The sequence below is a fragment of the Arthrobacter sp. UCD-GKA genome, from assembly GCF_001863355.1.
Taxonomy (GTDB): Bacteria; Actinomycetota; Actinomycetes; order Actinomycetales; family Micrococcaceae; genus Paeniglutamicibacter.
The window spans coordinates 398,472-420,953 of record NZ_MOLR01000005.1 but is presented as its reverse complement, the minus strand read 5'-3'; the positions used below and the strand labels follow the sequence as shown (position 1 = coordinate 420,953).

The following is a 22,482-nucleotide window of genomic DNA, read 5'->3' as shown; positions in this document are numbered from 1 at the left end:
CTGGCGGTTGGACACCAACTACCACTGGGACGCCGGTAGGGGCCTTCCAAGGCCCCTACCGGCAGGTCCCGGTCATCGCATGCGCACACAGGCCCACCGAACCGTCGGCTACGCTGTCATCCCCATCGCGGCGGCCGCCGTCACGCTGCACCGACGCGACGCCTGACGCCCTGCATCCCCCTACCCCAAGGAACTGATCACTGTGACCGCGGAGATCCGGGCCGCCACCGAGCATCTGGTGCTGCGCCGAATGACCAACGACGACGACGCACTGGCGGCGTACCGAAGCGCCCCGGCGCAGGCCCGCTACCAGTCATGGGAGACGCCATACACCCTCGACTGCGCCCGGGTGCTCATCGCCCAGATGCGCAACGTGCGATTCGGCCAACCCGGTGTGTGGCTCCAGACCGGTATCGAGACCGGTGGGCGGCTCATCGGCGACATCGCGGTCCGCGTCGAAGGCGACCAGGCCCGCCAGGCCACCGTCGGGTTCACCCTCGCCGCTGACGCGCAAGGCCGCGTGTTCGCCACGGAGGCCCTGGGCGCGGTCATGTCGCTGTTGTTCACCGAGCACGAGGTGCACCGGATCTCCGCCGCGTGCGACCCCCGCAACGACCGCTCGGTCGCACTGCTCGAACGCATCGGCATGCGCCGCGAGGCCCACCACCACAAGTCAGCCTGGTGGAAAGGTGAATGGACCAACGAGTACGTCTACGCCATCCTCGCCGAGGAATGGGCAGACAAGAAACCACGGAGCAGACCCACGACCGCCGAACACATCCTCGGATCGCTCGGACGACTTCTACAACGAACTACCGGCGCGGGACCCTAGCCGGCCAAGGGCCCCTGGTGCCGGGCCAGCTCGGCCTCGGCCGCGGCGATCCCGTCGGCGACCAGGTCGGCGCGCATCGCGACGTTCTCCAACCCCGCCGACGCGTAGCCCCAGCGCTCGCCATCCATGCGCGACATGGCGGCTACCTGCGCGGTGGTGGCCAGGTCGTTGGCGGCCTTGGACAGCAGCCGGTGCACCTCGTGGAGTTCGTTGGGGATGTTCTGGTCGTCGCTGGGGCATTGGGCCTGGGCGGCCACGCACACCGTGCGCACCCTGGACTGCAGGTCGGCCAGGTGGTTGGCGATCAGGACCAACGCGTTGTGCAGGTCGTCGTCTTCGATGCCCTCGAGGATCTGGTGCACCCGGTCAAGCGAGCGCCCGAACCTGTCGTAGGCCCGGCGCCAGACCCCGTCGCCAAGTTCCTTGTTGTCGCGGCGTGCGCTGCGCGCTGCGGAGAACAAACCCATCTACGTGTGTGCCTTCGTTAATGCCGCGGGAGTTGTTCCCTCGTGCAAATCCAGTCTAGAGGTATTGCCCAAAACCGCCGTCGCCCTCGGTGCCCTGGCCCTGGGTGGGTGACTGCGGGCCCGGTCCGGTGCCGTGGCCGGGTGCACCCATGCGTTCGGGTTCGCCCTGCTCGTTGATGACGATGCCCGGGGCCACCTGCGTGCCCGGGGGGAGCTGGCGCATGGCCATGCGCTGGGCCAGCTGCTGGTTGGCCAGTTGCTGGGCTGCCATCGCGGCCTGCAGCCCGTGGAAGACGCCCTCGAGCCAGCCCACCAGCTGGGCCTGGGCCACGCGCAGCTCCGCGGCCGAGGGGGTCTCCCCGTCGGCGAAGGGCAGCCGGATGCGGTGCAGTTCCTCGGCGAGCTCCGGGGACAGCCCGCTCTCCAGTTCGTGGACGGAGCGTTCGTGGATGTCGGCCATGCGGGCGCGGGCTTCGGCATCCAGCGGCGCCGAGCGCACCTCGTCGAGCAGCTGCTTGATCATCCCGCCGATGCGCATGAGCTTGGCCGGCTCCCCGATGCTCACCACTTGCACCGCGTCCTTGCCCGGGGCGTGCTTGCCCTCGGCGCCGGGTTCGCCGGGCCGGGCCGCGGGGCCCGCCGGCTGGGCGCCGGGACGGGTTCCGGCCGCGGCCGCCGCCAGGTTCGCCCACGACGCGTCGTCGGGCTCGGAAGCGTTGGATGCGGCGTGGGGATCGGGGATCTGTTCACTGTGCTCGCTCATGGCTCCATCTTGCCATGTGATCCCTGCGCCCGGTCCGAAGATTTCTCCGGTGGTTCCGGGCACGTCACACGCCACGGGCCGGCGGACCTGTGGTCCACCGGCCCGTGGCCTTCATCAAGCGGTGCGACCCCCTGGGGGATCAGCAGCACCGACCTTGCGGGTTTTTCTCCTGCCAGTCGGTGTAGTCGCGCCAGAATTCGCGCTCGCCCATGGGTTCGACGCCCGGATGCGTGCGGGCCTGGTGTTCCAGGTAGACCCGGTATTTGTCCGCGCCCAGCACCCCCTCCAGGTAGCGCCCCAGGCCGCGGGCCGCGTTGCCGACGGCGCACAGCCCGCGCACCAACGCGGAGGTTCCGGCACCCTGCGGGGTTGCCCCTGCGGTGTCCATGTTCAGTGTCCTCCTCGTGCGATCCGGTGTTCCGGGGCAACCTGCTTCCAGGCCTTCTCCAGCTCCTTCTCCGCCGGGGAAGAAACCAGGCCGGCCGGTGCGTAGATCCTTGAGGGGATCTCCGGGTCCTCGGTGTTCTTGCCGCCGCCGTTGGGGTAGGCCCGGATGGTGGCGATGATCGCCGCGATGATCACGATCACCGAGAGCACCAGGAAGATCACCGAGAGCCATCCCTGCACGCCGGTGTTGCGCACCACGGCCTCCATGGCCTCGACGTTCTTGGCGGAACCGAAGCTGGTCTCCCCGCGCTCGAGGGCGCCCTTGTGTGCGTTGTGCTGGGCGAAGTAGCCCACGGCCGGGACCGTGGAGAAGATCTTCAGGAACGAGGCGTACACGGTGACCACCGTGGCGAAGGCCAGCGGCAGCACCACGATCCACAGGTACCTGAAGTTCCCGCGCTTGGCCACGATGGCCATGACCACGGCCAGCGCGATGGCGGCCAGCAGCTGGTTGGCGATGCCGAAGAGCGGGAAGAAGGTGTTGATTCCGCCCAGCGGGTCGGTGACGCCCAGGATGAGGATGTATCCCCAGGCCGCGACCATGATGGCGGTGCACGTCCAGGCCCCGGGACGCCACGAGGTGTCCTTGAACCTGGGGATGAAGTTGCCGATGGTGTCCTGCAGCATGAAGCGGGCCACGCGCGTGCCGGCATCCACCGCGGTGAGGATGAACAATGCCTCGAACATGATCGCGAAGTGGTACCAGAAGCCCATCAGGTTCACGCCGCCGAACCACTGGTGCATGATGTGCGCGATGCCCACGGCCAGGGTCGGTGCGCCGCCGGTCCGTGAGACCACCGATTCCTCCCCCACGCCCGCGGCCAGGTCGGTGAGCATGCTCGGGGTCAGGTTCACACCGGTCAGGCCCAACGAGTTCACGAACGCCACGGCGCCCTCCACGGTGCCGCCGGTGGCGGCCGCGGAGGAGTTCATCGCGAAGTAGATGCCGCGGTCGATGGAGATCGCCGCAACCAGCGCCATGATTGCCACGAAGGACTCCATGAGCATGCCGCCGTAGCCCAGGAAGCGGGTCTGTCGTTCCTTTTCCACCATCTTCGGGGTGGTGCCCGAGGCGATCAGTGCGTGGAACCCGGACAGGGCGCCACAGGCGATGGTGACAAACAGGAACGGGAAGAGGTGCCCGGCAACCACGGGGCCCTTGTCGGAGCCCGCGAACTCGGAGATCGCCGGAACGGTGATTTCCGGGCGCACCACGAGGATCGCGATGGCCAGCAGGCCGATGACACCGATCTTCATGAACGTGGAGAGGTAGTCGCGCGGGGCCAGCAGCAGCCACACCGGAAGCACCGCGGCGATGAAGCCGTAGATGATGATGAACCAGGCCAGGGTGGTGCGGTCCATGTGGAAGAGCTCGGCACCCCATGCGGATTCGGCAACCCAGCGTCCGGAGATGATGGCGAACATCAGCAGCGCAAAGCCGATCACGGAGATCTCCAGGACCTTGCCCGGGCGGATGAAGCGCAGGTAGACGCCCATGAACAGGGCGATCGGGATGGTCAGGCCGACCGAGTAGACGCCCCAGGCGGATTCGCCCAGTGCGTTGACCACGACCAGGGCCAGGATGGCAACGATGATGACCATGATGGCCAGGGTCGCGATCAGTGCGGCGGTGCCGCCGATGACGCCGAGTTCCTCGCGGGCCATCTGTCCCAGCGAGCGCCCTCCCCGGCGCATCGAGAAGAACATGACCAGATAGTCCTGGACGGCGCCGGCCAGCACCACGCCGATGATGATCCAGATGGTGCCCGGAAGGTAGCCCATCTGGGCGGCAAGGATCGGGCCGACCAGCGGCCCGGCACCGGCGATCGCGGCGAAGTGGTGCCCGAAGAGCACGCGGCGGTCGGTCGGCATGAAGTCGCGGCCGTTGTTGTTGTATTCGGCCGGGGTCGCCCTGAAGTCATTGGGCTTGGCGATCTTGCGCTCGATGAACTTGGAGTAGAAACGGTAGGCCACCAGATAGGTGCACACCGCGGCGAACACGAACCAGATCGCGTTGATGGTTTCCCCGCGGGAGAACGCGAGGATGGCCCAGGCGACGCCGCCGAGCAGCGAAATCGCCACCCACAGGGCGATCTTGGCCGGCGTCCATTTGCGTTCCTCGGCATCCGCGACCTGCGGATCCACACCTGCCGGGGGAAGCTCGGGAGCAGAAGGTTGAGACGTGCTCATGTTTTCCTCTCAAGTGACTGTTGGATCGGACGATGCGAGTGGTCCTGTGGGCACATGCCGCGGATACTTGTGGTCCGCGACACCACCCCATGTCATACACCGTAGCCCTTGGGAAAAACAGATTCAGGTCTTTACGATGATTTTCCCCGTGTGCTTCCCCGAATCGAAGTATTCATGCGCCGAACGGGCCTGGGTGAAGGGGAAGCAGCGGTCGATGGACAGGGCAAGGCGTCCGTCGGCCAGCATCGGCAGGGCGTGGTCCTTCACCGCCGCGACGATCTCCGCCTTATGTTCCAGCGGCCGGGCACGCAGCGTGGTGCCCACGACACGGGCACGCTTGGCCATCAACACCCCGAGGTTCAGTTCCGCCTTGGCTCCTCCCTGCAGGCCGATGACCAGCAGGGTCCCGTCCTTGGCCAGCGCGCGCACGTTGGCCTCCAGGTACTTCGCACCCACGACGTCAAGGATCACGTCCGCACCGGTGCCGTCCGTGAGATCCTTGGTGCGCGCGGCAAAGTCCTCTTCGCGGTAGTTGATGCCCGCCGTCGCACCAAGCGCCAGGCAGTGGGCGATCTTTTCCTCGCTGGAGGCGGTCACCAGGACCTTGGCCCCGGCGGCCACGGCCAATTGGATGGCCATGGATCCGATGCCTCCGGCTCCGCCGTGCAGCAGCACCGTGTCGCCGCGGGCCAGCCCGGCTTCCAGGAAGAGGTTGGACACCACGGTGCATGCGACCTCCATGAAGCCCGCGGCGTCAACCAGGTCCACGGTCTCGGGAACCGAAAGGACCTGCCCCGCGGCAACCGCCACGTACTGGGCGTAGCCGCCGCCGGCCAACAGGGCGCAGACCCGCTGGCCCACCGCAAGTCCCCCGGTGCCCTCCCCCAGCGACTCGACGGTGCCCGAAACCTCGAGCCCGGGAATGTCGCTGGCACCGGGCGGAGGCGGGTAGACGCCCCGGCGCTGCTGCACGTCGGCACGGTTCAGTCCGAAGGCCGCCACCTTGATCAGCACTTCCCCGGGCCCGGGGACCGGCATGGGCCGATCGACTTCGGTGAGAACCTCGGGGCCGCCGGCACCGCGGTATTCAATGGCACGCATCATCGTCATGGTCGTCTCCCGACTTCGTTGGCTTCGCTTGCGGGCATGGCCCGGAGACCGGTGTTTCAGGGTCCCTGCGCCCGTTTCTTGTCTTGCTGGGGTCACTCTAACCCCCGGGGAATTCCGGCTCCCGTTTGTGACTGCCGGGGCGTGGCGGTCCGGCGGCGCCTCGGGGCTGGCGTATACTTTTTGGGTCTGGATGGTTGTCCGAGCGGCCTAAGGAGCTGGTCTTGAAAACCAGTGTGCGGTAACCCCGTACCAAGAGTTCAAATCTCTTACCATCCGCTCACGGATAAGGCCCCGGCCTCCCTTTGTTTACAAGGGGGCAGGGGCCTTTCTTGTGCCCGAAAACAATCACTTTGGGCAGAAGTCATCTTGGGACGGCGGCATCCAGGGCCATGGCAACGGCGTCCAAGTCGTCATCGAACGGCTCTGCCTAGAGGTCCAGCGTCTGCACGGCAAACACCACGTCCTACAACCTTGACGGAAATGCCGGAATTGGCAGTGGCTGGCCGCAATGCCGGCTCAGCCTTGGATAGCAGGAGTTCTTGGACTACAGCCGCTAAGCGCCAATGCGTCCCGCCGGATCTTACGATCCGGCGGGACGCTCTGGCAGGTGAATTAGTGGAGTCCATTGATGTCAGCGCGCTGGGTGTCCGCCCACATCGAGCCGTCGTGGGAAGTGACGCGGACCAGCTTCAAGCTGTGGTCTGTCCAGCCGGCTTTGCCCATCATGTCGAAGGAGAGAGAACGGAGGTACTTTTCTTCCCAGTTGTTGCTCGACAGCACAACTACCAGGACACCTTCTTCAGGAGAAGACCAAGAGTCGATATTCCGGTGCGGAGTTCCTTCCAGGAATCCCCGGAAGCTTGCCGCGCCGTAGCCGTTCAAGAAGTGGTTGATCTGGGCGTCCGCCCATTTCTGTGAGAGGTCTTCATTCACTGGCGCGACGGAGTGGGTCCGATGAGGCTCAGACGATACTTCCATACCTGAGGTGCATCCGGTCAGTGCGAGGGCCGCAGCGAGCAGCGCAGCAACCTTGTTACGCATCATTCAAGTCCCTGCGGATGGAGACTACCGCGAACCCGAGCGTTACCGCGCAAACAGCCCAGATGATGCCGAACGCTACCGGGTAGGTGGAGCTGGGAACGTAGATTCCGGCCGCTATCACGACGGCGAGTACCGCCAAGCTGATTGTTAGTCGGTGCTTCAGTACGCGTTTCATGCTGGATTCCTAACTTGCGAGCGATTGATTCGAGTGTAGGCAGGCGGGGCGACGAATGGCGAAATGCCCATCATTTGCCCACGTCATGCATCAAATGTTGTTACCTGGAGTGATGCAAATCCAAGTGATTATAGGATTTTTTCGACTTCCCATAGCACTTTAAAGAATTCAAATCTCTTACCATCCGTGCCATTCAAGGAGTCGGTTCCCGTGCCAACGGGAACCGACTCCTTTCGTTAACCCGCAGGCCATGGTCAGCACCGGGTGCGGCACGTAGGATTCATGGCAACCGGGCAGGCAGGATTGCCGGTTCACGAACCAACGGCAACCCCAAGATTGGAAGCGTTCGAAAATGCCCCTGCGTGATACCACCCCCGCCGGAAACCCGGTCTGGACCGACATCATGAGCTCGGATATCGATGCGAGCAAGAAATTCTATTCGGCCCTCTTCGGCTGGGAGTTCGATGAGCCCGTTGCGGAGGAGTACGGCGGATATCTCAGCGCCCGGCGCGACGGGCGGCTGGTGGCGGGAATGTCTCCGCACAATCCGGATTTCGGTGGCATCCCCAACATCTGGTCGCTGTACCTAAAGAGCGATGACATCGCCGCCACCGAGGCCAGCGTCCAAGGCGCGGGCGGCAAGGTCCTGATGCCGCCGATGCATGTGGCCCCGTTCGGGCACATGGGCATCTTCCTTGATGCCGGCGGCGCCGCGTTCGGCGTGTGGCAGCCCCAGGAACACCAGGGCTTCGGTGCCGACTCCGAGCACGGCACCCCGGCGTGGCACGAGCTGTACTCGAAGGACTATCCGGCGGCGGTGGAGTTCTATTCCAAGGCCTTTGGCTGGGACACCCATGTGATGGCCGATTCCCCGGAATTCAAGTACACCACCTACGGGCAGGGCGACGATGCCAAGGCGGGGCTGATGGACGCCTCCGGCTTCCTGCCGGTCGAGGTCCCCGGATTCTGGGTGACCTATTGGGGCGTGGATGACGTGGATGCGGCTTGCGCGACCGTGGTGGCCAATGGCGGCACCGTGACCGAGGGCCCGCAGGATTCCGAGTTCGGCAGGGTTGCTGCGATCACCGATTGTTGCGGGGCCACCTTGAAGCTGGTGGGCGTGTAGCAGGGCTTGGAAATTCCCTGCGCGGGGAGGGAACTGGCCTTGGCGTCCGGCCCCTCCCCTTTGGCCATTTCGTTCCATGGCCCGGGGCCTGTTTCTCAGCGCGGCTGGTTCAGGTCCTGGACCTGGCTCAGGCGCAGCAGTTCCCGGGCAATGTCCTGGGCGTCGCCCAGGGTCCGGGCCGCACCGTCGAGCGCGGCCCCGGCCTGGGCCGCGATGGCGGTGCCCCATTGCGCGGAGGACAGCTGGAGCCCGAGCACGAAGATCGCCCGGTGCGCCACCCCCTGGGCATCAACCATCCGGTAGGGCTCGCCCATGACCTCGAGTCCCGAACCCGGGAACGGTTCTCCTTGGTCGTTGCGCATGTGGAACGCGGTGGCCAAGCCATCGTCGAGCAGCTGCCGCAGCAACGGCGAGGCAGTCTGCAGCACGCGGTTGGCCGGCATCATGGCCTCAATGAGCGTGCGCGCCGTACATGCCGGGGCATCGACCCACGGCGATGAAGCGGTGAACACCCCGGAAGGCCGGTCAATCTCGAATTCCGGGTCCGGGCCGATGAACTCCACGATGTTGGCCCGGGCCAAGGCTGCGAGTTCCTCGATGCGTTGCAGCGGAGGACCGGAGGCCAGACCCTCGACCAGCGGTTCAAACCATCCCTGCACCTCGCTCTGTCGCGACTCGTCCGAGATCAGTCGCTCGGTGATCATCTTCTTGACGACCATGCGCCCGGCGTTCAAGGTGGCAATGGCCATCTTCAACGGGTCTTTCTCGCCTTCCACCGAAGAGATCGCATCGAACTCCAGGTATTCCATGACGGCCTTCTGGTATTCCTTCAAGGAGGAAAATCCGCGTTCGGCGAAGGGGTGGCCCAGCCGAGGGACATCAAGGAACCCCAAGACGGGGGCCTGCTCGTCCACGAGTCGGCGAGCGCCCTCCAACCACACCTGGGAGCCTGCCTGGTGTTCGGCGTCGAGCACCGCAACCAAGTTGTCCACGAATTCATCCGGGTCCACCTCGAAGCGGGACGGGTGTCGCTTGGCCGCGGTGCGGTAGTAGGCCAGCAGGACGTCGCGGTGCAGCAATGGCCAGACGTGCGCGTCAAAGCGGACGGCTGCTTCCGGGTTCAGTGCCCGGGCCTCGGCAACCTTCTGGACGATCACGTCGAAGTCCAGGTAGCGCAGGCTCACGGAGTCCGGGATGAACTCCTCGATGCAGGATTTTGCGCGGTACGGCGTTCCGCGGCGGGAGGCCGCCGCGATCCGTGGTTCCCGGCCCGAGGGCCAGTATTCCAGGGCACGCCCCGGGCCCCCGTTGATTTCATTGAACTGTCCGCCGCGCCCCACGGTCAGGGCGATCATCACGTCAAAGAAGTTCAGTCCCAGGCCGCGGACCAAGACGGTTTCCCCCGCTGGAACCTTGTCCCAGGCGACGTCCCCGGGAACGTTGGGACCCTGGTAGGCCAGACCGGCCTCGTCAGCGGCCTGGGCCATTGCCTGCTGTGCCGGGTTCAGGTGTGCCGGAACGTGGCCCAATGCCAGCACCACGGCGTCGGCACGCAGTTCAAGGGCATCGCCGGAGTGTGGTGTTTGTGCGCCGGTGCCATCGATCCGGTGCCCGGTCAGCAGGTAGTCGGCCGCGCCGCGGTGCAGGGCCGTGATCTCGGCGCGCTCCACACGCACTTCCATCACGGCAGTGTTGGCGCGCAGTGCCGCCACCGACCGGTCAAAGACGTGGCGCAGATACCGTCCGTAGAGGGCCCGTGGCGGGTAGGTTCCCCGGCCCATCCGTTCCAGTTCCTCGGCTTCCACGCTGCTGAGCACCGCGCCGTCGCCGCCGGCCAGGCGCCATTGGTCGAAGCTCAAGCCCGGTTCGCCCGGGGCTTCCCGTTCCGGGGCAACGGTGGGGAATCCTGCCGGGGTGTTCATCAGGAAGAGCCTGGACTGGGACGTACTCCAGACATGCCCGGCACCCGGGTCGTGGACATCGAAGACGACCACGGTGATCGCGCGCGAATGGTTCAGGGTGCGCCCCAGTTCGGATGCCAAGCGCTCAAGAACCGAGGTGCCACGCGGTCCGGCTCCCACAACGGCAATGACATACGGTTCTCGACCGGGATTCTGCTGCTCACTCACGGTTTCAGCCTAGTCGCCCTGGCAGCGGGATCGCTGCCCGACGCCGAAGTGGTTTCCCGGTGCTGCATGAGAGACTGTGCCCATGAGCACTTCTTATCCTTCTCAGTCCGTTCCAAACGCCCCTGAATCGGTCGAAGCGGCCGTCCTGGGCTCCGGCATCCCAGCGGCTCCCGCCCCGATTCAGGCCATTGGTTCCCCTGCCGAGAACACACCCGAGGACCCATTCCTGTGGCTCGAGGAATTGGACTCGGAACGCGCCATGGACTGGGTGGTCGGCCAGAACGACCGCACCGAGGAAGAACTCTTCGACGCGGATTTCGCCGCCACCAAGGGTGCCATCCTCACGGTGCTGGACGCCGCCGACAGGATCCCCATGGTCACCAAGCGCGGGGATCACTACTACAACTTCTGGCGCGATTCGCAGCACCCCAAGGGATTGTGGCGGCGTACCAGCTGGGAGTCGTACCAGCAACAGGAGCCGGAGTGGGAAATACTGCTGGATGTGGATGCACTGGCAGCGGCCGAGGGAATCGACTGGGTCTACTCCGGGGCGCAGATGCTCCGCCCGGCAGCTGGCACGGAGTACACCCGGGCGCTGGTCAAGCTCTCCCCCGACGGCGGGGACCAGGTGCGCGTGCGGGAATTCGACCTGCCAACGCTGGCCTTTGTCGCCGGAGGCTTCGACTTGCCGGTCGCCAAGACCAACGTCTCCTGGGCGGATGAGGACACCTTGTTTGTCGCCACCGATGTCGGGGAAGGATCGCTCACGCTGTCCTCGTATGCCCGCACCGTGCGCCGCCTGTCGCGCGGCCAGGCGCTGGCCGAGGCCGAGGAAATCTTCGCCATCGACCAGTCACACGTCCTGGCCTATGTCTCCCATGATTCGACCCCGGGGTTCGAACGCGACGTGGCCCACGACGTCATCGATTTCTACAATTCCAAGACCTACGTGCGCAGCGGCGATGAATGGGTGCACCTTGACGTCCCCACCGACGTCGGGGTCTCGCTGCACCGCGACTGGGTGATCTTCTCCCCGCAAACCCCCTGGACCCGCAACGGGGTCACCCACATTCCCGGATCACTGGTACTGGCGGAGCTCGAGGGGTTCATGGCCGGCACCGGGGCCCTGCGCGAGATCTTCGTCCCCACGGACTCCGCCTCCCTGCAATCCATTGACTTCACCGCCAGCCACATCCTGCTCAACGTCCTGCAAGACGTCTCCTCCCAGATACTTATCTGCGATCCCGCCCGCGACTTCGCGCTTCGCACCCTGAACGTCGGTGCCCCGTTGCACAGCTTCAGCATTTCGGCCGTGGACGACGAGGATCCCGAATGCGGCGAGGATTTTTGGCTGACCCTCACCGGGTTCCTCACGCCCACCACCCTGGCACGCGGTACCGTCGGCCCGGACGCGGCCAACGACCCAACCCCGCTGCCGGTGAAGAGCGCACCGGCTCGTTTCGATGCCGAAGACTTCGAGGTCACGCAGCACTTTGTCGTTTCCGATGACGGAACCCGCATCCCCTACTTCCAGGTGTCACCGCACGAGCTTCCGCTGGACGGGAAGAACCCGGTGCTGATGAACGGCTATGGCGGGTTCCAGGCCAGCCTGACCCCGAGCTACCTCGGTGCGTTGGGTCCCGGCTGGCTGGTTCGCCGCACGGAACAGGGCAGGCGCGGCAGCTACGTGGTGGCCAACATCCGCGGCGGCGGCGAGTACGGGCCGCGCTGGCACCGGGCTGCGCTGCGGGAAAACAGGCACCGCGCCTACGAGGACTTCGCGGCCATTGCCCGCGACCTCATCAACCGCGGGGTCACCTCGCGCGAACACCTGGCCGCGACGGGTCGTTCCAACGGCGGGCTGCTGATGGGCAACATGATCACCGGCTACCCGGAGCTTTTTGGGGCCATCTCCTGCGGTGTCCCGTTGCTGGACATGCGCAGGTACACGCGTCTGGCCGCCGGGCATTCCTGGATTGCCGAGTACGGCGACCCGGAGGTGCCCGCTGACTGGGAATTTGTTCGCACGTTCTCCCCGTACCACCGGCTCGACGATGCACTCCCGGAGGGGACCGCCTACCCGGCCTCGCTGATTTGGAGCGCCACCAGCGACGACCGGGTCGGACCGGTGCAGGCCCGGAAGATGGCGGCGAAGATGATGGACATGGGTGTCGGCAATGTCCGTTACCACGAGTCCCTTGACGGCGGGCATGCCGGGGCCAGCGACAACGGCGCAACCGCAACCATGCTGGCGACCAGCTACGAGTTCCTCTGGCGGCACGTCGCCGACTGATTCATCTTCCGGTGCGCGTGCCGCCCAGGTCGTTGAGTGCGGCATCGAGGCGCTTGAGCAGACGGTGGCTCAGTCGGACTTCGTGGGGCAGCTCGCGAAGTTCGGCGGGGCCGATGTCGAGATCCAGTTGTTCCAGGATTTCACTCAGGGATTCCCAATACTCCGTGGCCATCCCTTCCTTGTCTTGGTCCTCAGTCGGGGCATCGGGTCCCATGAGATCGAATGCTCTCTTTTCGATGTCGCCAACCGATGCGTCCGCCCAGTGCTGGCTGGTCGACCACCCGCGGTTGTCGAGCAGCAGAACGCTGCCGCCGTCCTCCAGCAGCAGCCCAAGCCGGGCCGCGACCGAAACACGGGTTTTGTCGGGCGAGCTGAAGTCGAGGTCAGCCACGGTGACCAATTTGGAAGCACTTGCCATGCGGCCAACGTTAGCGCGTCGGGCCTCCGATTGGCGGCGGCAGTCGGTCGTTCCCGCGCGGTTGTTGCGGCCCTTTCGGGCTCGTTTTGTGCGGCGCGCCAGCTTTGGGTAGTCTAGGGGAGCTGGAAACAGCAATATGGACACGTGCCAGAGCGGCCGAATGGGCTTCACTGCTAATGAAGTGTCGGGGTTATACTCGACCGGGGGTTCAAATCCCCCCGTGTCCGCTGAAACAGCCTCGATTTTTCGGGGCTGTTTTCGTTTAACCTGCAGGAACCGCCGCTACGGGAAATTTGCCTCGGCAAAGACAAAACCGCGCATACCCGACCCCTTCGGGGCTCCAGGTGCACGCGGCCTCAAGCGGTCCCCTTGGGGATCCCGCTAGGGGATCTACTTGTCGCCGTCCCCGAATGCGTTGAGCAGGGTTCGCACCATCTCATCGGGCAGGCCCGTGTGGCGGACGACAATGGTGGTTGCTTCGTCCAGCTCGCCCAAGCGCAAGTGGTCCAGCAACTCCGAACGTTCGGGTTCCACCAGGTCGTTGATGCTGAACTTCACGGCGCCGTCCGGTCCCTGCCCCTCGAAGCTGAAGTCGGCAATGTTCGCGGTGGAGGCTTGGCCTCCACCCAGCGGGGAAGCCGCAAGCATCTTCAGGATCTCGGCCTGTTCCAGGCCCGAATGCTTGGCGATCAGTCCCGCGGCCCCGGGCAGGTCGTTGTCCCGCACCAGCGACAGGAACTGGTCGTATTCGGCAGGCGGAAGGTCCTCGCTGGCGAACTCCCGGGATTCCCCGTCCACCAGGTAGGAGACCTTGAACTGCGTGGAGGTCCGTTCCGCGTCGCTTCCAAATTCCTCGGCCCATTCACTGGGCACCACCCATGCGTCCTCGAGGTTCTGCTCATTCGCGGAAGCCGGAGTGGAGTCATGGGGCGGGACGGGCTCGCTCGGGATGCCGGTCGCCGCGCTGGGCTCCTGCACCTGCGGGACCTGGGGCTCCGCGGCCTTGGCCGCCTCGCGTTCCGCGTCGAGCTGCTGGGCAATGGTGGGTCCGAGGTCTGGTTCCTTGCGGACCTGCGGGAAACGTTCCAGGCTTCGCACCGCGATGATGCTGGCCTTGTAGCCTTCCCCGGTCATGGCCTTGTAGTTTTGCACCGCTGCCATGAAATCGCCCTGGGCCAAGGACTTGTAGACGGCTCGGTGTCCTTCCCCGGTCAGCTGCGTGGCTGCGGCCTGCGCCGATTCCGGGGTGATTGCAGCAGAAACCTCGGCCGAGTTCTTGATACGCAGCTTCTTCAGTCCCATCCACGCAAGTCCGAGAATGAGCAGCGGGACGACGACCCAAAGCAGAATTTCCATATCTCTAGCGTACGGCCCGGCGAGACCCAGCGCTAAGTTGCACGGACCAAAGATTGTCCCTGCCCGGACCCGCAGGCCATGTTCCATCGGCCGCTTCCACTCAAATACGAGAGCGCTCCGAGGCGGGCGTCCGCCTCCAGGTCTGTTCAAGTGACAATCGGGTCGCGTTGCCGCTGCCAAGCCCGCGGCAACGCGACCGATTCCCCCCCTATTCACTTTTGCCGGTGGACCGGTACTCCTTGTGGTCCTTGTGGCCGCATCAGGGTTCAGACCACCAGCGGCACTGCGTAGATCTCGTCGGCCAGGTGGCCGGCCCGCTCGTGGACCCGTTGGACCGCCTCCGCGGAGGGGCCTTCGGAGAGGCAGAAGATCTTCCCGCTGACCGGGTCGGCCCACGCCTTCTTGAATTCCACGCCTTCCTCGCCTTGGAGGGCGAGATCAGCCTCGTGCGCAGCCTTGAGGTCCGCTGCGGACAAGCCCTGCATGTGGTTGTGGACATCCATGAATTCAGCCATAGCGACACTTCCTTGGATTGTGGCAAACGCATTCATGACTCTGCGTTGGCCCCATTCTAGGAGCAGCTCGGACGCATAAACATAGCTGCCGGCCACGAATCTTGCCGCGGGCCGCCACCCTGCCGGCACGGCCCGAAACCTTCGGCAAGCGTGCCGCCTTGCGAACGCCGTTAGCCGGCCACGCCCAGCACAAACGGAAGCACCCCGGGGGCCCCGGCCTCGCGCAGGATCCTGGCCGCCTCGGTCATCGACCACCGGCTGTCCGCCAGGTCGTCGAGGAGCAGGATCGGACCCGGGGCGCCGGCCAACTTCTCGGCCATTTCGGCGGGAACCACGAACTGGTCCCAGACCGCAGCGAGCCTGAAGGCCGAGTTACCGCCCGAGCCGCCGCGCGGCCCATGGTCCCGGTATTCCAACTGCCCCAGGTAAGGCAGCCGGCCGATGGTGGAAATGCCTTGGGCGAACGATCCGACCAGTTGCGGGCGGGAGCGCGAGGGCATGGAGACCACCGCGACTGGCCTGGTCGACCATTTCCACTCGCTGAGCACCTTCACGCAGGCATCGAGCATGGCCTGGGGCATCGGTGCATCCGGCTCGTCCGTGCTTTCGAGCAGGGCACGCAACCGGCCGCCCCAGCCCAGGTCGGTCAGCCGGGCCAGGGCCCGTCCGTCCTCGGCCTGGAACTCGGGCTTGATCTTGCCCTTGAGCGGAACACCCAGTTTTTCCATGCCGCCGGGATACATCCGACGTGCCTCAACCAGGGCCCCGACCCTGCCCAGGGCAGTTTGCGCCGAGTCCTTGGCGGAGGCCTGGATGTCATCGCTGAACCAGACGCCCGCGCAGTTGTCGCAGCGACCGCACGGGGCAGCGGCCGGGTCGTCAAGGGCCCGGGACAGGAATTCCATGCGGCAGGTCTTCAGGTTTTCGTAATCGAGCATCGCGTTCTGCTCGGCCACGCGGGCGGCAGCCACCCGGGTGTAGCGTTCGGCATCGTAGAACCACTGGGCGCCCGAACCGATCCACCCTCCGGAGACCCGTTCCACGGCGCCGTCCACGGCCAGCACCTTCAGCAGCAGCTCAAGCGGCGTGCGCTTGATGTTGACCCGGGCCTCGAGCGCGGGCACCGACAGCGGCCCGGACGTGGCGGCGAGTTCCTGCAGCACGGCGTTGGCCTTCTGCTGGTCCGGCATGGAACTTGTGGCGAAGTATCGCCAGATCTCGCGGTCCTCCGGGCCCGGAAGCAGCAGGACGTCTGCGTTGATGCTGCCGCGGCCGGCGCGGCCCACCTGCTGGTAGTAGGCCACCGGGGAACTGGGCGCCCCGACGTGGATGACGAAGCCCAGGTCCGGCTTGTCAAAGCCCATGCCCAGCGCGCTGGTGGCCACCAGCGCCTTGACCTCGTTGTTCTTCAGCGCGGTTTCGGCACGGTGGCGTTCCTCGGTGTCGGTGCGACCCGAGTACGCGAGCACCTTGTGCCCGGCCTCGGCCAGGAGCCGGGTGATGTCCTCGGCCGCGGAGACGGTCAGCGTGTAGATGATGCCCGAGCCGTGGAAGTCGTTCAGGTGCGTCAGCAGCCAGGCGAACTGCGAGCGCGGCGAGGCCAGGCGCAGCACGCCCAGGCGCAGGGACTCGCGGGCCAGCGAGCCGCGCAGCGTGAAGACCTCGGCGCCTCCCACGGCCAGTTGCTCCTGCACGTCGTGGACCACCCGCTCGTTGGCCGTGGCGGTGGTGGCCAGCACCGGGACGTTGCCCGGCAACGCCTGGATGAGGTCCTTGATGCGGCGGTAGTCGGGACGGAAGTCATGGCCCCAGTCGGAGATGCAGTGCGCCTCGTCAATGACCAGCAGGCCCATCCGCGCCACCAGCGCCGGCAGCTGGGTATCGCGGAAGACCGGGTTATTCAGCCGCTCCGGGGACACCAGCAGCACGTCCAGCTCGTCGTTGTCGAGCTTCTGGGCAATCGACTGCCAGTCCAGGGCGTTGGCGGAGTTGATGGCCTCGGCCCGCACCCCGGCCCGGGAGGCGGCGGCGACCTGGTCGCGCATCAACGCCAGCAGCGGGGAGACGATCAGCGTGGGACCAGCTCCCCGGGCCCGCAGCAGCAGCGAGGCCACGAAGTACACCGCGGATTTTCCCCAGCCGGTGCGCTGCACCACCAGTGCCCGGCGGCCACCGGCCACCAGGGCCTCAATGGCCTCGAACTGGCCGTCGTGGAACTGCGCATCGTCCCGGCCGACCAGGGAACGCAGGATGGAAGTGGCAGCGGAGCGCAAGTCCGAATCAATGCTGGGTGTATAGGCGTCCATGGCCCCCAGTATTCCAGTGTCCACCGACACTTGCCCCCACCGGCGGCAAACGCCGCCCCTATGTCGCTACTCACCTTCATTGCGCCAATTTCCCGGCGGGACGGACCAACCGGATAAGCTCATGGGTGTGAGTGTGGAAATCGATCTTTCAGAGTCCTTCAAGGCCTACGACGTGCGCGGCATCGTCGGGGCCACCATTACCGCAGAGGCGGTCGAGGCCATTGGCGCCGCATTCGTCGACGTGTTGGGCCTGGCCGGACAGGACGTCCTGGTCGGCGGGGACATGCGCCCCTCCTCCCCCGAATTTTCCGCTGCCTTCGCGCGCGGTGCCGCCTACCGCGGCGCCAACCCGAAGATGCTCGGGTTGATCTCCACCGACGAGCTGTACTTCGCCGCCGGTTCGCTGGGCTGCGCCGGGGTGGTGTTCACCGCCAGCCACAACCCCGCCGCATACAACGGCATCAAGATGGCCAAGGCCGGTGCCGTCCCGGTCTCCTCCGACACCGGGCTCTTCGACATCCGCGACCTGGCCCAGTCCTACCTGGACGAGGGCCTGCCGGTGTCCACCGAGGCCCCCGAGGGCACCGTCACCGAGGCCGACGTGCTGGCGGACTACGCCGCCTACCTGCGCGAACTGGTCGACCTCTCAAGCATCCGCCCGCTGAAGGTCGTGGTCGACGCGGCCAACGGCATGGGCGGGCTCACCACCCCCGCGGTGCTCGGCGACACCTTGCTGCCGGGGCTGCCGCTGGAAATCATCGAGATGTACTTCGAACTCGACGGCACCTTCCCCAACCACCCGGCCAACCCGCTGGAGCCGGAAAACCTACGCGATCTGCAGGCGGCGGTCATCGAGCACGGCGCCGACATCGGGCTTGCCTTCGACGGGGACGCGGACCGCTGCTTCGTGATCGACGAAAAGGGCGCGCCGGTCTCCCCCTCGGCGMTCACCGCCCTGGTCGCGGTGCGCGAAATCGCCCGGGCCCGCGCCGCGGGCGAGGACACCCCGGTCATCATCCACAACCTGGTCACCTCCCGCGCCGTGCCCGAGGCCGTCACCGCCGCCGGCGGCCGCCCGGTGGTCACCCGCGTGGGGCACTCCTTCATCAAGGCCGTCATGGCCGAGCAGGGCGCGGTCTTCGGCGGGGAGCACTCCGCCCACTACTACTTCCGCGACTTCTACAACGCTGACACCGGCATGCTCGCGGCGATGCACGTGCTGGCGGCCCTCGGCCACCAGGACACCCCGCTGAGCGAGTTCGCCGCCGAGTACGAGCCCTACGTTTCCTCCGGCGAGATCAACTCCGAGGTCCAGGACAAGGCCGGGGCCGTGGCCCGCGTACTGGCGGAATTCGCCGACGGTCCGGTCACCGTCACCCGCATGGACGGCACCACCGTGGCCGCCGTCGATGGGTCGTACTGGTTCAACCTGCGCCCCTCGAACACCGAACCCTTCCTCCGCTACAACGGGGAAGCAATAGACACCGCGACCATGGAATCCATCCGCAACCAGGTCCTCTCAATCGTCAGGAGCAACGCATGAGCACCCCCGAAAACAAGATCGCCGAACTCGACGAGGCCGCCCAGGCCGAGCTGAACAAGGTCCTGGGCACCGCCCTGGGCGTGGCCCGCGAACAGCTGGAGGAACAGGGCGTCTTCCTGCCCTTCGCCATCGCCGTGGAACCGGCCACCGAGGAAAATGCCGAGCCGGAATTGCGCCTGCTGGCCGTCCAGCCCACCGAGGACCTCGACGACCCGGAAGCCGACATCGACGCCGAGGTCATGATGGCCGATCTCGTCCAGCTGCTGCAGGACCAACGCGAATCGTTCAATGCCGTGGCCTTCGTCTCGGATGTCACCTTGCTGGATGACGCCACGGACGCCGTGCACGTRCTGGCCGAGCACCGCAACGGCGGTTCGGTCGCCATCGTGCAGCCCTACACCGCACCGGATCCGGAAACCGGGATCTGGGAGTTCTCCGAGCCCAGCGCCGAGGGCGGCCAGATCCAGGTCTGGGCCTAACCCCCCGTTTGCCTTTCGGCCTGTGGCCCGGAACCGGTTCCCCGGATCCGGGCCACAGGTCTTTGAACGGCTGCCAGGTTTCCGCCCCGAGCGGGAGGTTTCCGGTATTCGGCTCCACGGCGTGAACCGGGGCCGCCCGAAGCCGAAGGCGGGGCAGGATCACCGGGGGCCGGGAAAACGATCGAAGCGGTTGCGGGAGCAATACCGGGCGGGCGCCGGCTGCCGGAGGCATGGATCACTGCGCAGGATTCCAACACCTGCGAGAATGGAACACGTGAAACTCAGCGCCTATGCAGACGTGTGCCTGCGCACCTTGATGTTTCTCGGCTCCCGTCGCGACCAGCAGGTCACCACCAAGGACATCGCCGAGCAGATCGGCGTGCCCTACAACCACGTGGCCAAGGCCGTCGTGGAACTGCGCAACCGCGGCGCCCTGGACGTGGCGCGCGGGCGCTACGGCGGATCGCAGATCACCGGCCGCGGCCTGGAGCTGCGCGTGGGCACCCTGATGCGCGATCTCGATCTCCGCGAGGATGTTGTCGACTGCATCTCCGAGGCCGGTGTTCCATGCCCGCTGCTTGCCGGATGCAAGCTGCGCAGTGCCCTGCGCCGGGCGCGCGAAGCCTTCTACGCAGAGCTGGACCTGCTCAGTATCGAGGATCTCACCCCTGTTTCCACCAAGGCACCGCTGTCTTTCCCCTCCATGCCCTGACCATCAGGGCCCCGAACTCAGGGCCCGGTAACGGCCTCAGGGGCATTGCGCGGGCGCCGAGGCCCAGGGGTTTGATGCCCCAAAAAGACTTCCTCCTTCACGAACCCAGCGGGCCGATTTGCATCAACCTTCTACGCCCTGTAGAAATGAAGTATCAATCTTGCATGAAAGATGCAAGATAAGAGCCACCCTTCGTCAAGGAGCCACAAGATGCTTTCCGACAAGTCCCGCCCGGTCATCGAAGCCACGCTGCCAATCATTGGCGAGCGGATCTCCCACATCACCCCGAAGTTCTACGACCGGATGTTCGCGGCCCGCCCGGAACTCCTTGACGGACTCTTCTCCCGCGCCAACCAGAAGAACGGTGCACAGCAGCAGGCCCTGGCCGGATCCATCGCCGCCTTCGCCACCCACCTGGTCAACAACCCCGGAACCCTGCCCGAGGCGGTGCTTTCCCGCATCGCCCACAAGCACACCTCGCTGGGCATCGTCGAGGAACAGTATGCCATCGTCTACGAGCACCTTTTCGCCGCCATCGTCGACGACCTGGGCGAGGCGGTGACCCCCGAGGTCGCGGAGGCCTGGTCCGAGGTTTACTGGCTCATGGCCGACGCCTTGGTCAAGATCGAAAAGGGCCTCTACGCGCAGCAGGCCAACGACAAGATCTGGACCGACTGGAAGCTCGTTGCCAAGGAAGCCGCCGGGACCGGTTCGGTCACCTTCCGCTTCGTCCCGGCGGACGACACCCCGGTGACGGTGGCCAAGGCCGGCCAGTTCGTCTCGGTGCGGGTCCCGCTGCTGGACGGACTGCGCCAGTGCCGCCAGTACACCCTCAGCGATTCGGTCACCTCCACGACCGAGCGCGTGATCACCACCAAGTTCGACGGCGGCGGCGAGGTCTCCCCGTTCATGCACCAGCACCTGAACGTCGGGGACGTCATCGAGCTTTCCAACCCGTACGGCGACCTGGTCATCGACACCACCGGCGCCCCGATCATCCTGGCCACCGCGGGCATCGGCTGCACCCCGAGCGCCTCCGCGCTGGCCACCCTGGCCGCGGCGGGCTCGGACCGCCAGGTCATGGTGCTGCACGCGGAGGCCAACGAAGCTGCCTGGGCGCTCAAGGAGCAGATGCTCGAATCGGTCGATTCCCTGCCCAACGCCGAGCTGACGCTGTGGCTCGAGGACATCAACGCCAAGGCCGAAGGCACCGAAGCCACCGAGGGCTACATGTCCTTGGCCAACCTGGAGCTGCCGGCCGATGCCCGCCTGTACCTGTGCGGCCCGCTGCCGTTCATGCGCGCGGTCCGTTCGCAGGCCATCGAGGCCGGCATCCCGGCCACCAACATCCACTACGAGGTCTTCGGACCCGACCTGTGGCTCGCAGCCTAACGGCCCGGAAGCCGCGGGTCCCGCGACGGTAGGCATCTCAGCGGAACCCGCTTGGGGGGCGAAGGCCGCCACCGATCACTCGGTGGCGGCCTTCGCGTTTAATTTCAGTACCCCACGGGAACCACGTCGCCAAAGACCTCGGACTCGGTGATCCTTGCACCGTTGTATTTGAATGTCCTTAGAACGATCCGCCGGTCATCGATGGTCAGACCGGGAACGGCACGCAGGATCTTGCGCTCGATGGCTAACAAATCGGCTGGGCTGTTAAGCCAGACCACCATGTGGATGTTGTGCGCGCCGGTCACAGCCATCATGATCCGGAGTTCCGGTATTTCAGCCCCGAGATCTCGGTCAATAAGAAGCATGGTCTCCGGCGTCATGGTTCCCCAAAACACGGCACTGACGTTGCGTCCCAGCCCGTGACGCACCAGATCGCAGCGCACATTGATGAAGTTCCCCGCTATCAGCCGGTTGACGCGTCGGGCCGCGGCCGGCGCGGAGATTCCGGCGCGATCGCCAATTTCCCTGAAACCCATCCTCCCGTTGGTACTCAAGGAACGCGCCACCTCGCGGTCGGCTTCATCCATCACAACGCTGCGGTCTTCGCGAGCGGAACCGGCGCTAGAGGAAAGGCTTCGAAGCGTGCGCACCGTAGCCGCCGGCAATGCACGAAAATGCCATTTGCTGGCTTCCACCAACTGACCGGTCACCGTGCGCACCGAGTAGTGCAACACTCCGTCCATGGACCCAATGGTGGCGATCAGGAAGTCCGCCAGTGAGCCCCCGGGAGCGGCAACCGTCACCAAGAGGTGAGCAGACCCTGCAATGAACTGGACGGTCATGGCCCGGTGGTCCATGAAAAGCTCGTTAGCGACCTGCGTGACCTGACTGTTTCTGCATGTCAGCTCGACGAATGCCATTTCCAGTTGCGTGGCACTGCCATGGCCCGGGGAGGTGGAGATGCGAGCCAGTCCGGCCTCCGCGATGCGGTCCCAGCGGCGTGAGAGTGTGGTTGCATGCACATCCAGGACCATCGACAGCTCGCTCCAGCTGGCTCGCGGTGCCAGCTGGAGGGCGTTGACAAGCTCCAGGTCACTTTCGGAGATGCCATCAATTTTCTGCAAATTTTTTGCCATAATATCTTTTTCCTGCATTCTGGAGAAAAGTCATGTCTATCTCCTTACGTTT

At 65.7% G+C, this 22,482-nt stretch carries 20 protein-coding genes and 2 tRNA genes; 9 read left to right on the top strand and 13 right to left on the bottom strand.

All coding sequences use genetic code 11. The features are described 5' to 3' along the window. Positions 1–202 precede the first annotated feature (202 nt). Positions 203–832 (top strand): GNAT family N-acetyltransferase, encoded by a 630-nt coding sequence (locus tag BLJ79_RS11440; protein WP_071214843.1) that lies wholly within the window; start codon positions 203–205, stop codon positions 830–832. Here BLJ79_RS11440 and BLJ79_RS11435 read toward each other — a convergent pair. From BLJ79_RS11435 to BLJ79_RS11415, 5 genes are all read right to left on the bottom strand, one after another. Further along, a complete protein-coding gene (locus BLJ79_RS11435) occupies positions 829–1,299 on the bottom strand; it encodes a hypothetical protein (RefSeq protein WP_071214842.1) in 471 nt (156 codons plus the stop codon). The genes BLJ79_RS11440 and BLJ79_RS11435 overlap by 4 nt on opposite strands. A gap of 55 nt (positions 1,300–1,354) precedes the next feature. After that, positions 1,355–2,062, bottom strand: coding sequence for a proteasome activator (locus tag BLJ79_RS11430; RefSeq protein ID WP_071214841.1), 708 nt, complete (start codon positions 2,060–2,062; stop codon positions 1,355–1,357). Positions 2,063–2,201: 139 nt separating this feature from the next. Next, entirely contained in the window at positions 2,202–2,450 is a 249-nt protein-coding gene (locus BLJ79_RS11425) for a YbdD/YjiX family protein (protein ID WP_071214840.1), read from the bottom strand. A 2-nt stretch (positions 2,451–2,452) separates the two neighbouring features. Beyond that, the gene (locus tag BLJ79_RS11420) at positions 2,453–4,699 is read right to left on the bottom strand and encodes a carbon starvation CstA family protein (RefSeq protein WP_071214839.1); all 2,247 of its coding nucleotides are present in this window, start codon (positions 4,697–4,699) and stop codon (positions 2,453–2,455) included. Positions 4,700–4,822: 123 nt separating this feature from the next. Continuing rightward, positions 4,823–5,800, bottom strand: coding sequence for an NAD(P)H-quinone oxidoreductase (locus BLJ79_RS11415; RefSeq protein WP_071214917.1), 978 nt, complete (start codon positions 5,798–5,800; stop codon positions 4,823–4,825). A gap of 197 nt (positions 5,801–5,997) precedes the next feature. On the opposite strand from BLJ79_RS11415, the gene BLJ79_RS11410 reads away from it, so the two are divergent. Then, positions 5,998–6,085, top strand: a tRNA-Ser gene (locus BLJ79_RS11410). 336 nt (positions 6,086–6,421) lie between these two features. Here the strand turns inward: BLJ79_RS11410 and BLJ79_RS11405 are convergent. Beyond that, complete coding sequence (locus BLJ79_RS11405; protein WP_139194834.1) at positions 6,422–6,853, bottom strand: hypothetical protein; 432 nt, start codon at positions 6,851–6,853, stop codon at positions 6,422–6,424. Next, positions 6,843–7,025 (bottom strand): hypothetical protein, encoded by a 183-nt coding sequence (locus BLJ79_RS11400; protein ID WP_071214837.1) that lies wholly within the window; start codon positions 7,023–7,025, stop codon positions 6,843–6,845. Before BLJ79_RS11400 ends, BLJ79_RS11405 begins: the two co-directional genes overlap by 11 nt. Before the next feature lie 352 nt (positions 7,026–7,377). On the opposite strand from BLJ79_RS11400, the gene BLJ79_RS11395 reads away from it, so the two are divergent. Beyond that, positions 7,378–8,151, top strand: coding sequence for a VOC family protein (locus BLJ79_RS11395; protein WP_071214836.1), 774 nt, complete (start codon positions 7,378–7,380; stop codon positions 8,149–8,151). Between the two features lie 95 nt (positions 8,152–8,246). Here the strand turns inward: BLJ79_RS11395 and BLJ79_RS11390 are convergent, their stop codons facing one another. Further along, positions 8,247–10,280 (bottom strand): FAD/NAD(P)-binding protein, encoded by a 2,034-nt coding sequence (locus BLJ79_RS11390; protein WP_286135358.1) that lies wholly within the window; start codon positions 10,278–10,280, stop codon positions 8,247–8,249. 82 nt (positions 10,281–10,362) lie between these two features. On the opposite strand from BLJ79_RS11390, the gene BLJ79_RS11385 reads away from it, so the two are divergent. Then, the gene (locus BLJ79_RS11385; RefSeq protein WP_071214835.1) at positions 10,363–12,573 is read left to right on the top strand and encodes a prolyl oligopeptidase family serine peptidase; all 2,211 of its coding nucleotides are present in this window, start codon (positions 10,363–10,365) and stop codon (positions 12,571–12,573) included. Between the two features lies 1 nt (position 12,574). Here the strand turns inward: BLJ79_RS11385 and BLJ79_RS11380 are convergent, their stop codons facing one another. Beyond that, a complete protein-coding gene (locus BLJ79_RS11380; RefSeq protein WP_071214834.1) occupies positions 12,575–12,991 on the bottom strand; it encodes a hypothetical protein in 417 nt (138 codons plus the stop codon). 138 nt (positions 12,992–13,129) lie between these two features. Between BLJ79_RS11380 and BLJ79_RS11375 the strand changes: the two genes are divergently transcribed. Continuing rightward, positions 13,130–13,218: transfer RNA gene (locus BLJ79_RS11375), tRNA-Ser, on the top strand. Positions 13,219–13,381: 163 nt separating this feature from the next. Here the strand turns inward: BLJ79_RS11375 and BLJ79_RS11370 are convergent. The 3 genes from BLJ79_RS11370 to BLJ79_RS11360 form a co-directional block, all read right to left on the bottom strand. Next, the gene (locus tag BLJ79_RS11370) at positions 13,382–14,347 is read right to left on the bottom strand and encodes a hypothetical protein (RefSeq protein WP_071214833.1); all 966 of its coding nucleotides are present in this window, start codon (positions 14,345–14,347) and stop codon (positions 13,382–13,384) included. A gap of 266 nt (positions 14,348–14,613) precedes the next feature. Continuing rightward, positions 14,614–14,862: an SCO4226 family nickel-binding protein gene (locus tag BLJ79_RS11365; protein WP_071214832.1), complete on the bottom strand. Its 249-nt coding sequence runs from the start codon at positions 14,860–14,862 to the stop codon at positions 14,614–14,616. 170 nt (positions 14,863–15,032) lie between these two features. Further along, entirely contained in the window at positions 15,033–17,168 is a 2,136-nt protein-coding gene (locus BLJ79_RS11360) for a RecQ family ATP-dependent DNA helicase (RefSeq protein WP_071214831.1), read from the bottom strand. Between the two features lie 121 nt (positions 17,169–17,289). Here BLJ79_RS11360 and BLJ79_RS11355 point away from each other — a divergent pair, with 121 nt between their 5' ends. From BLJ79_RS11355 to BLJ79_RS11340, 4 genes are all read left to right on the top strand, one after another. Continuing rightward, positions 17,290–18,711, top strand: coding sequence for a phosphomannomutase/phosphoglucomutase (locus tag BLJ79_RS11355; RefSeq protein ID WP_071214830.1), 1,422 nt, complete (start codon positions 17,290–17,292; stop codon positions 18,709–18,711). Next, a complete protein-coding gene (locus BLJ79_RS11350) occupies positions 18,708–19,190 on the top strand; it encodes a hypothetical protein (protein WP_071214829.1) in 483 nt (160 codons plus the stop codon). Before BLJ79_RS11355 ends, BLJ79_RS11350 begins: the two co-directional genes overlap by 4 nt. Positions 19,191–19,455: 265 nt before the next feature. Next, positions 19,456–19,902, top strand: coding sequence for an RrF2 family transcriptional regulator (locus tag BLJ79_RS11345; protein WP_175475465.1), 447 nt, complete (start codon positions 19,456–19,458; stop codon positions 19,900–19,902). Positions 19,903–20,112: 210 nt separating this feature from the next. After that, positions 20,113–21,294: a globin domain-containing protein gene (locus tag BLJ79_RS11340; RefSeq protein WP_071214828.1), complete on the top strand. Its 1,182-nt coding sequence runs from the start codon at positions 20,113–20,115 to the stop codon at positions 21,292–21,294. 104 nt (positions 21,295–21,398) lie between these two features. Here the strand turns inward: BLJ79_RS11340 and BLJ79_RS11335 are convergent, their stop codons facing one another. Continuing rightward, positions 21,399–22,448, bottom strand: a complete 1,050-nt coding sequence (locus BLJ79_RS11335; RefSeq protein WP_083411219.1) for an Lrp/AsnC family transcriptional regulator — start codon at positions 22,446–22,448, stop codon at positions 21,399–21,401. Positions 22,449–22,482 lie beyond the last annotated feature (34 nt).

What these genes read in the sequence shown, in the direction of transcription:
- BLJ79_RS11400 (WP_071214837.1), bottom strand. Translation starts at nt 7,025, where the DNA reads ATGAAACGCGTACTGAAGCACCGACTAACAATCAGCTTGGCGGTACTC.
- BLJ79_RS11405 (WP_139194834.1), bottom strand. Translation starts at nt 6,853, where the DNA reads ATGATGCGTAACAAGGTTGCTGCGCTGCTCGCTGCGGCCCTCGCACTG.
- BLJ79_RS11435 (WP_071214842.1), bottom strand. Translation starts at nt 1,299, where the DNA reads ATGGGTTTGTTCTCCGCAGCGCGCAGCGCACGCCGCGACAACAAGGAA.
- BLJ79_RS11365 (WP_071214832.1), bottom strand. Translation starts at nt 14,862, where the DNA reads ATGGCTGAATTCATGGATGTCCACAACCACATGCAGGGCTTGTCCGCA.
- BLJ79_RS11420 (WP_071214839.1), bottom strand. Translation starts at nt 4,699, where the DNA reads ATGAGCACGTCTCAACCTTCTGCTCCCGAGCTTCCCCCGGCAGGTGTG.
- BLJ79_RS11415 (WP_071214917.1), bottom strand. Translation starts at nt 5,800, where the DNA reads ATGCGTGCCATTGAATACCGCGGTGCCGGCGGCCCCGAGGTTCTCACC.
- BLJ79_RS11385 (WP_071214835.1), top strand. Translation starts at nt 10,363, where the DNA reads ATGAGCACTTCTTATCCTTCTCAGTCCGTTCCAAACGCCCCTGAATCG.
- BLJ79_RS11430 (WP_071214841.1), bottom strand. Translation starts at nt 2,062, where the DNA reads ATGAGCGAGCACAGTGAACAGATCCCCGATCCCCACGCCGCATCCAAC.
- BLJ79_RS11370 (WP_071214833.1), bottom strand. Translation starts at nt 14,347, where the DNA reads ATGGAAATTCTGCTTTGGGTCGTCGTCCCGCTGCTCATTCTCGGACTT.
- BLJ79_RS11380 (WP_071214834.1), bottom strand. Translation starts at nt 12,991, where the DNA reads ATGGCAAGTGCTTCCAAATTGGTCACCGTGGCTGACCTCGACTTCAGC.
- BLJ79_RS11395 (WP_071214836.1), top strand. Translation starts at nt 7,378, where the DNA reads ATGCCCCTGCGTGATACCACCCCCGCCGGAAACCCGGTCTGGACCGAC.
- BLJ79_RS11360 (WP_071214831.1), bottom strand. Translation starts at nt 17,168, where the DNA reads ATGGACGCCTATACACCCAGCATTGATTCGGACTTGCGCTCCGCTGCC.
- BLJ79_RS11345 (WP_175475465.1), top strand. Translation starts at nt 19,456, where the DNA reads ATGGAACACGTGAAACTCAGCGCCTATGCAGACGTGTGCCTGCGCACC.
- BLJ79_RS11335 (WP_083411219.1), bottom strand. Translation starts at nt 22,448, where the DNA reads ATGCAGGAAAAAGATATTATGGCAAAAAATTTGCAGAAAATTGATGGC.
- BLJ79_RS11340 (WP_071214828.1), top strand. Translation starts at nt 20,113, where the DNA reads ATGCTTTCCGACAAGTCCCGCCCGGTCATCGAAGCCACGCTGCCAATC.
- BLJ79_RS11425 (WP_071214840.1), bottom strand. Translation starts at nt 2,450, where the DNA reads ATGGACACCGCAGGGGCAACCCCGCAGGGTGCCGGAACCTCCGCGTTG.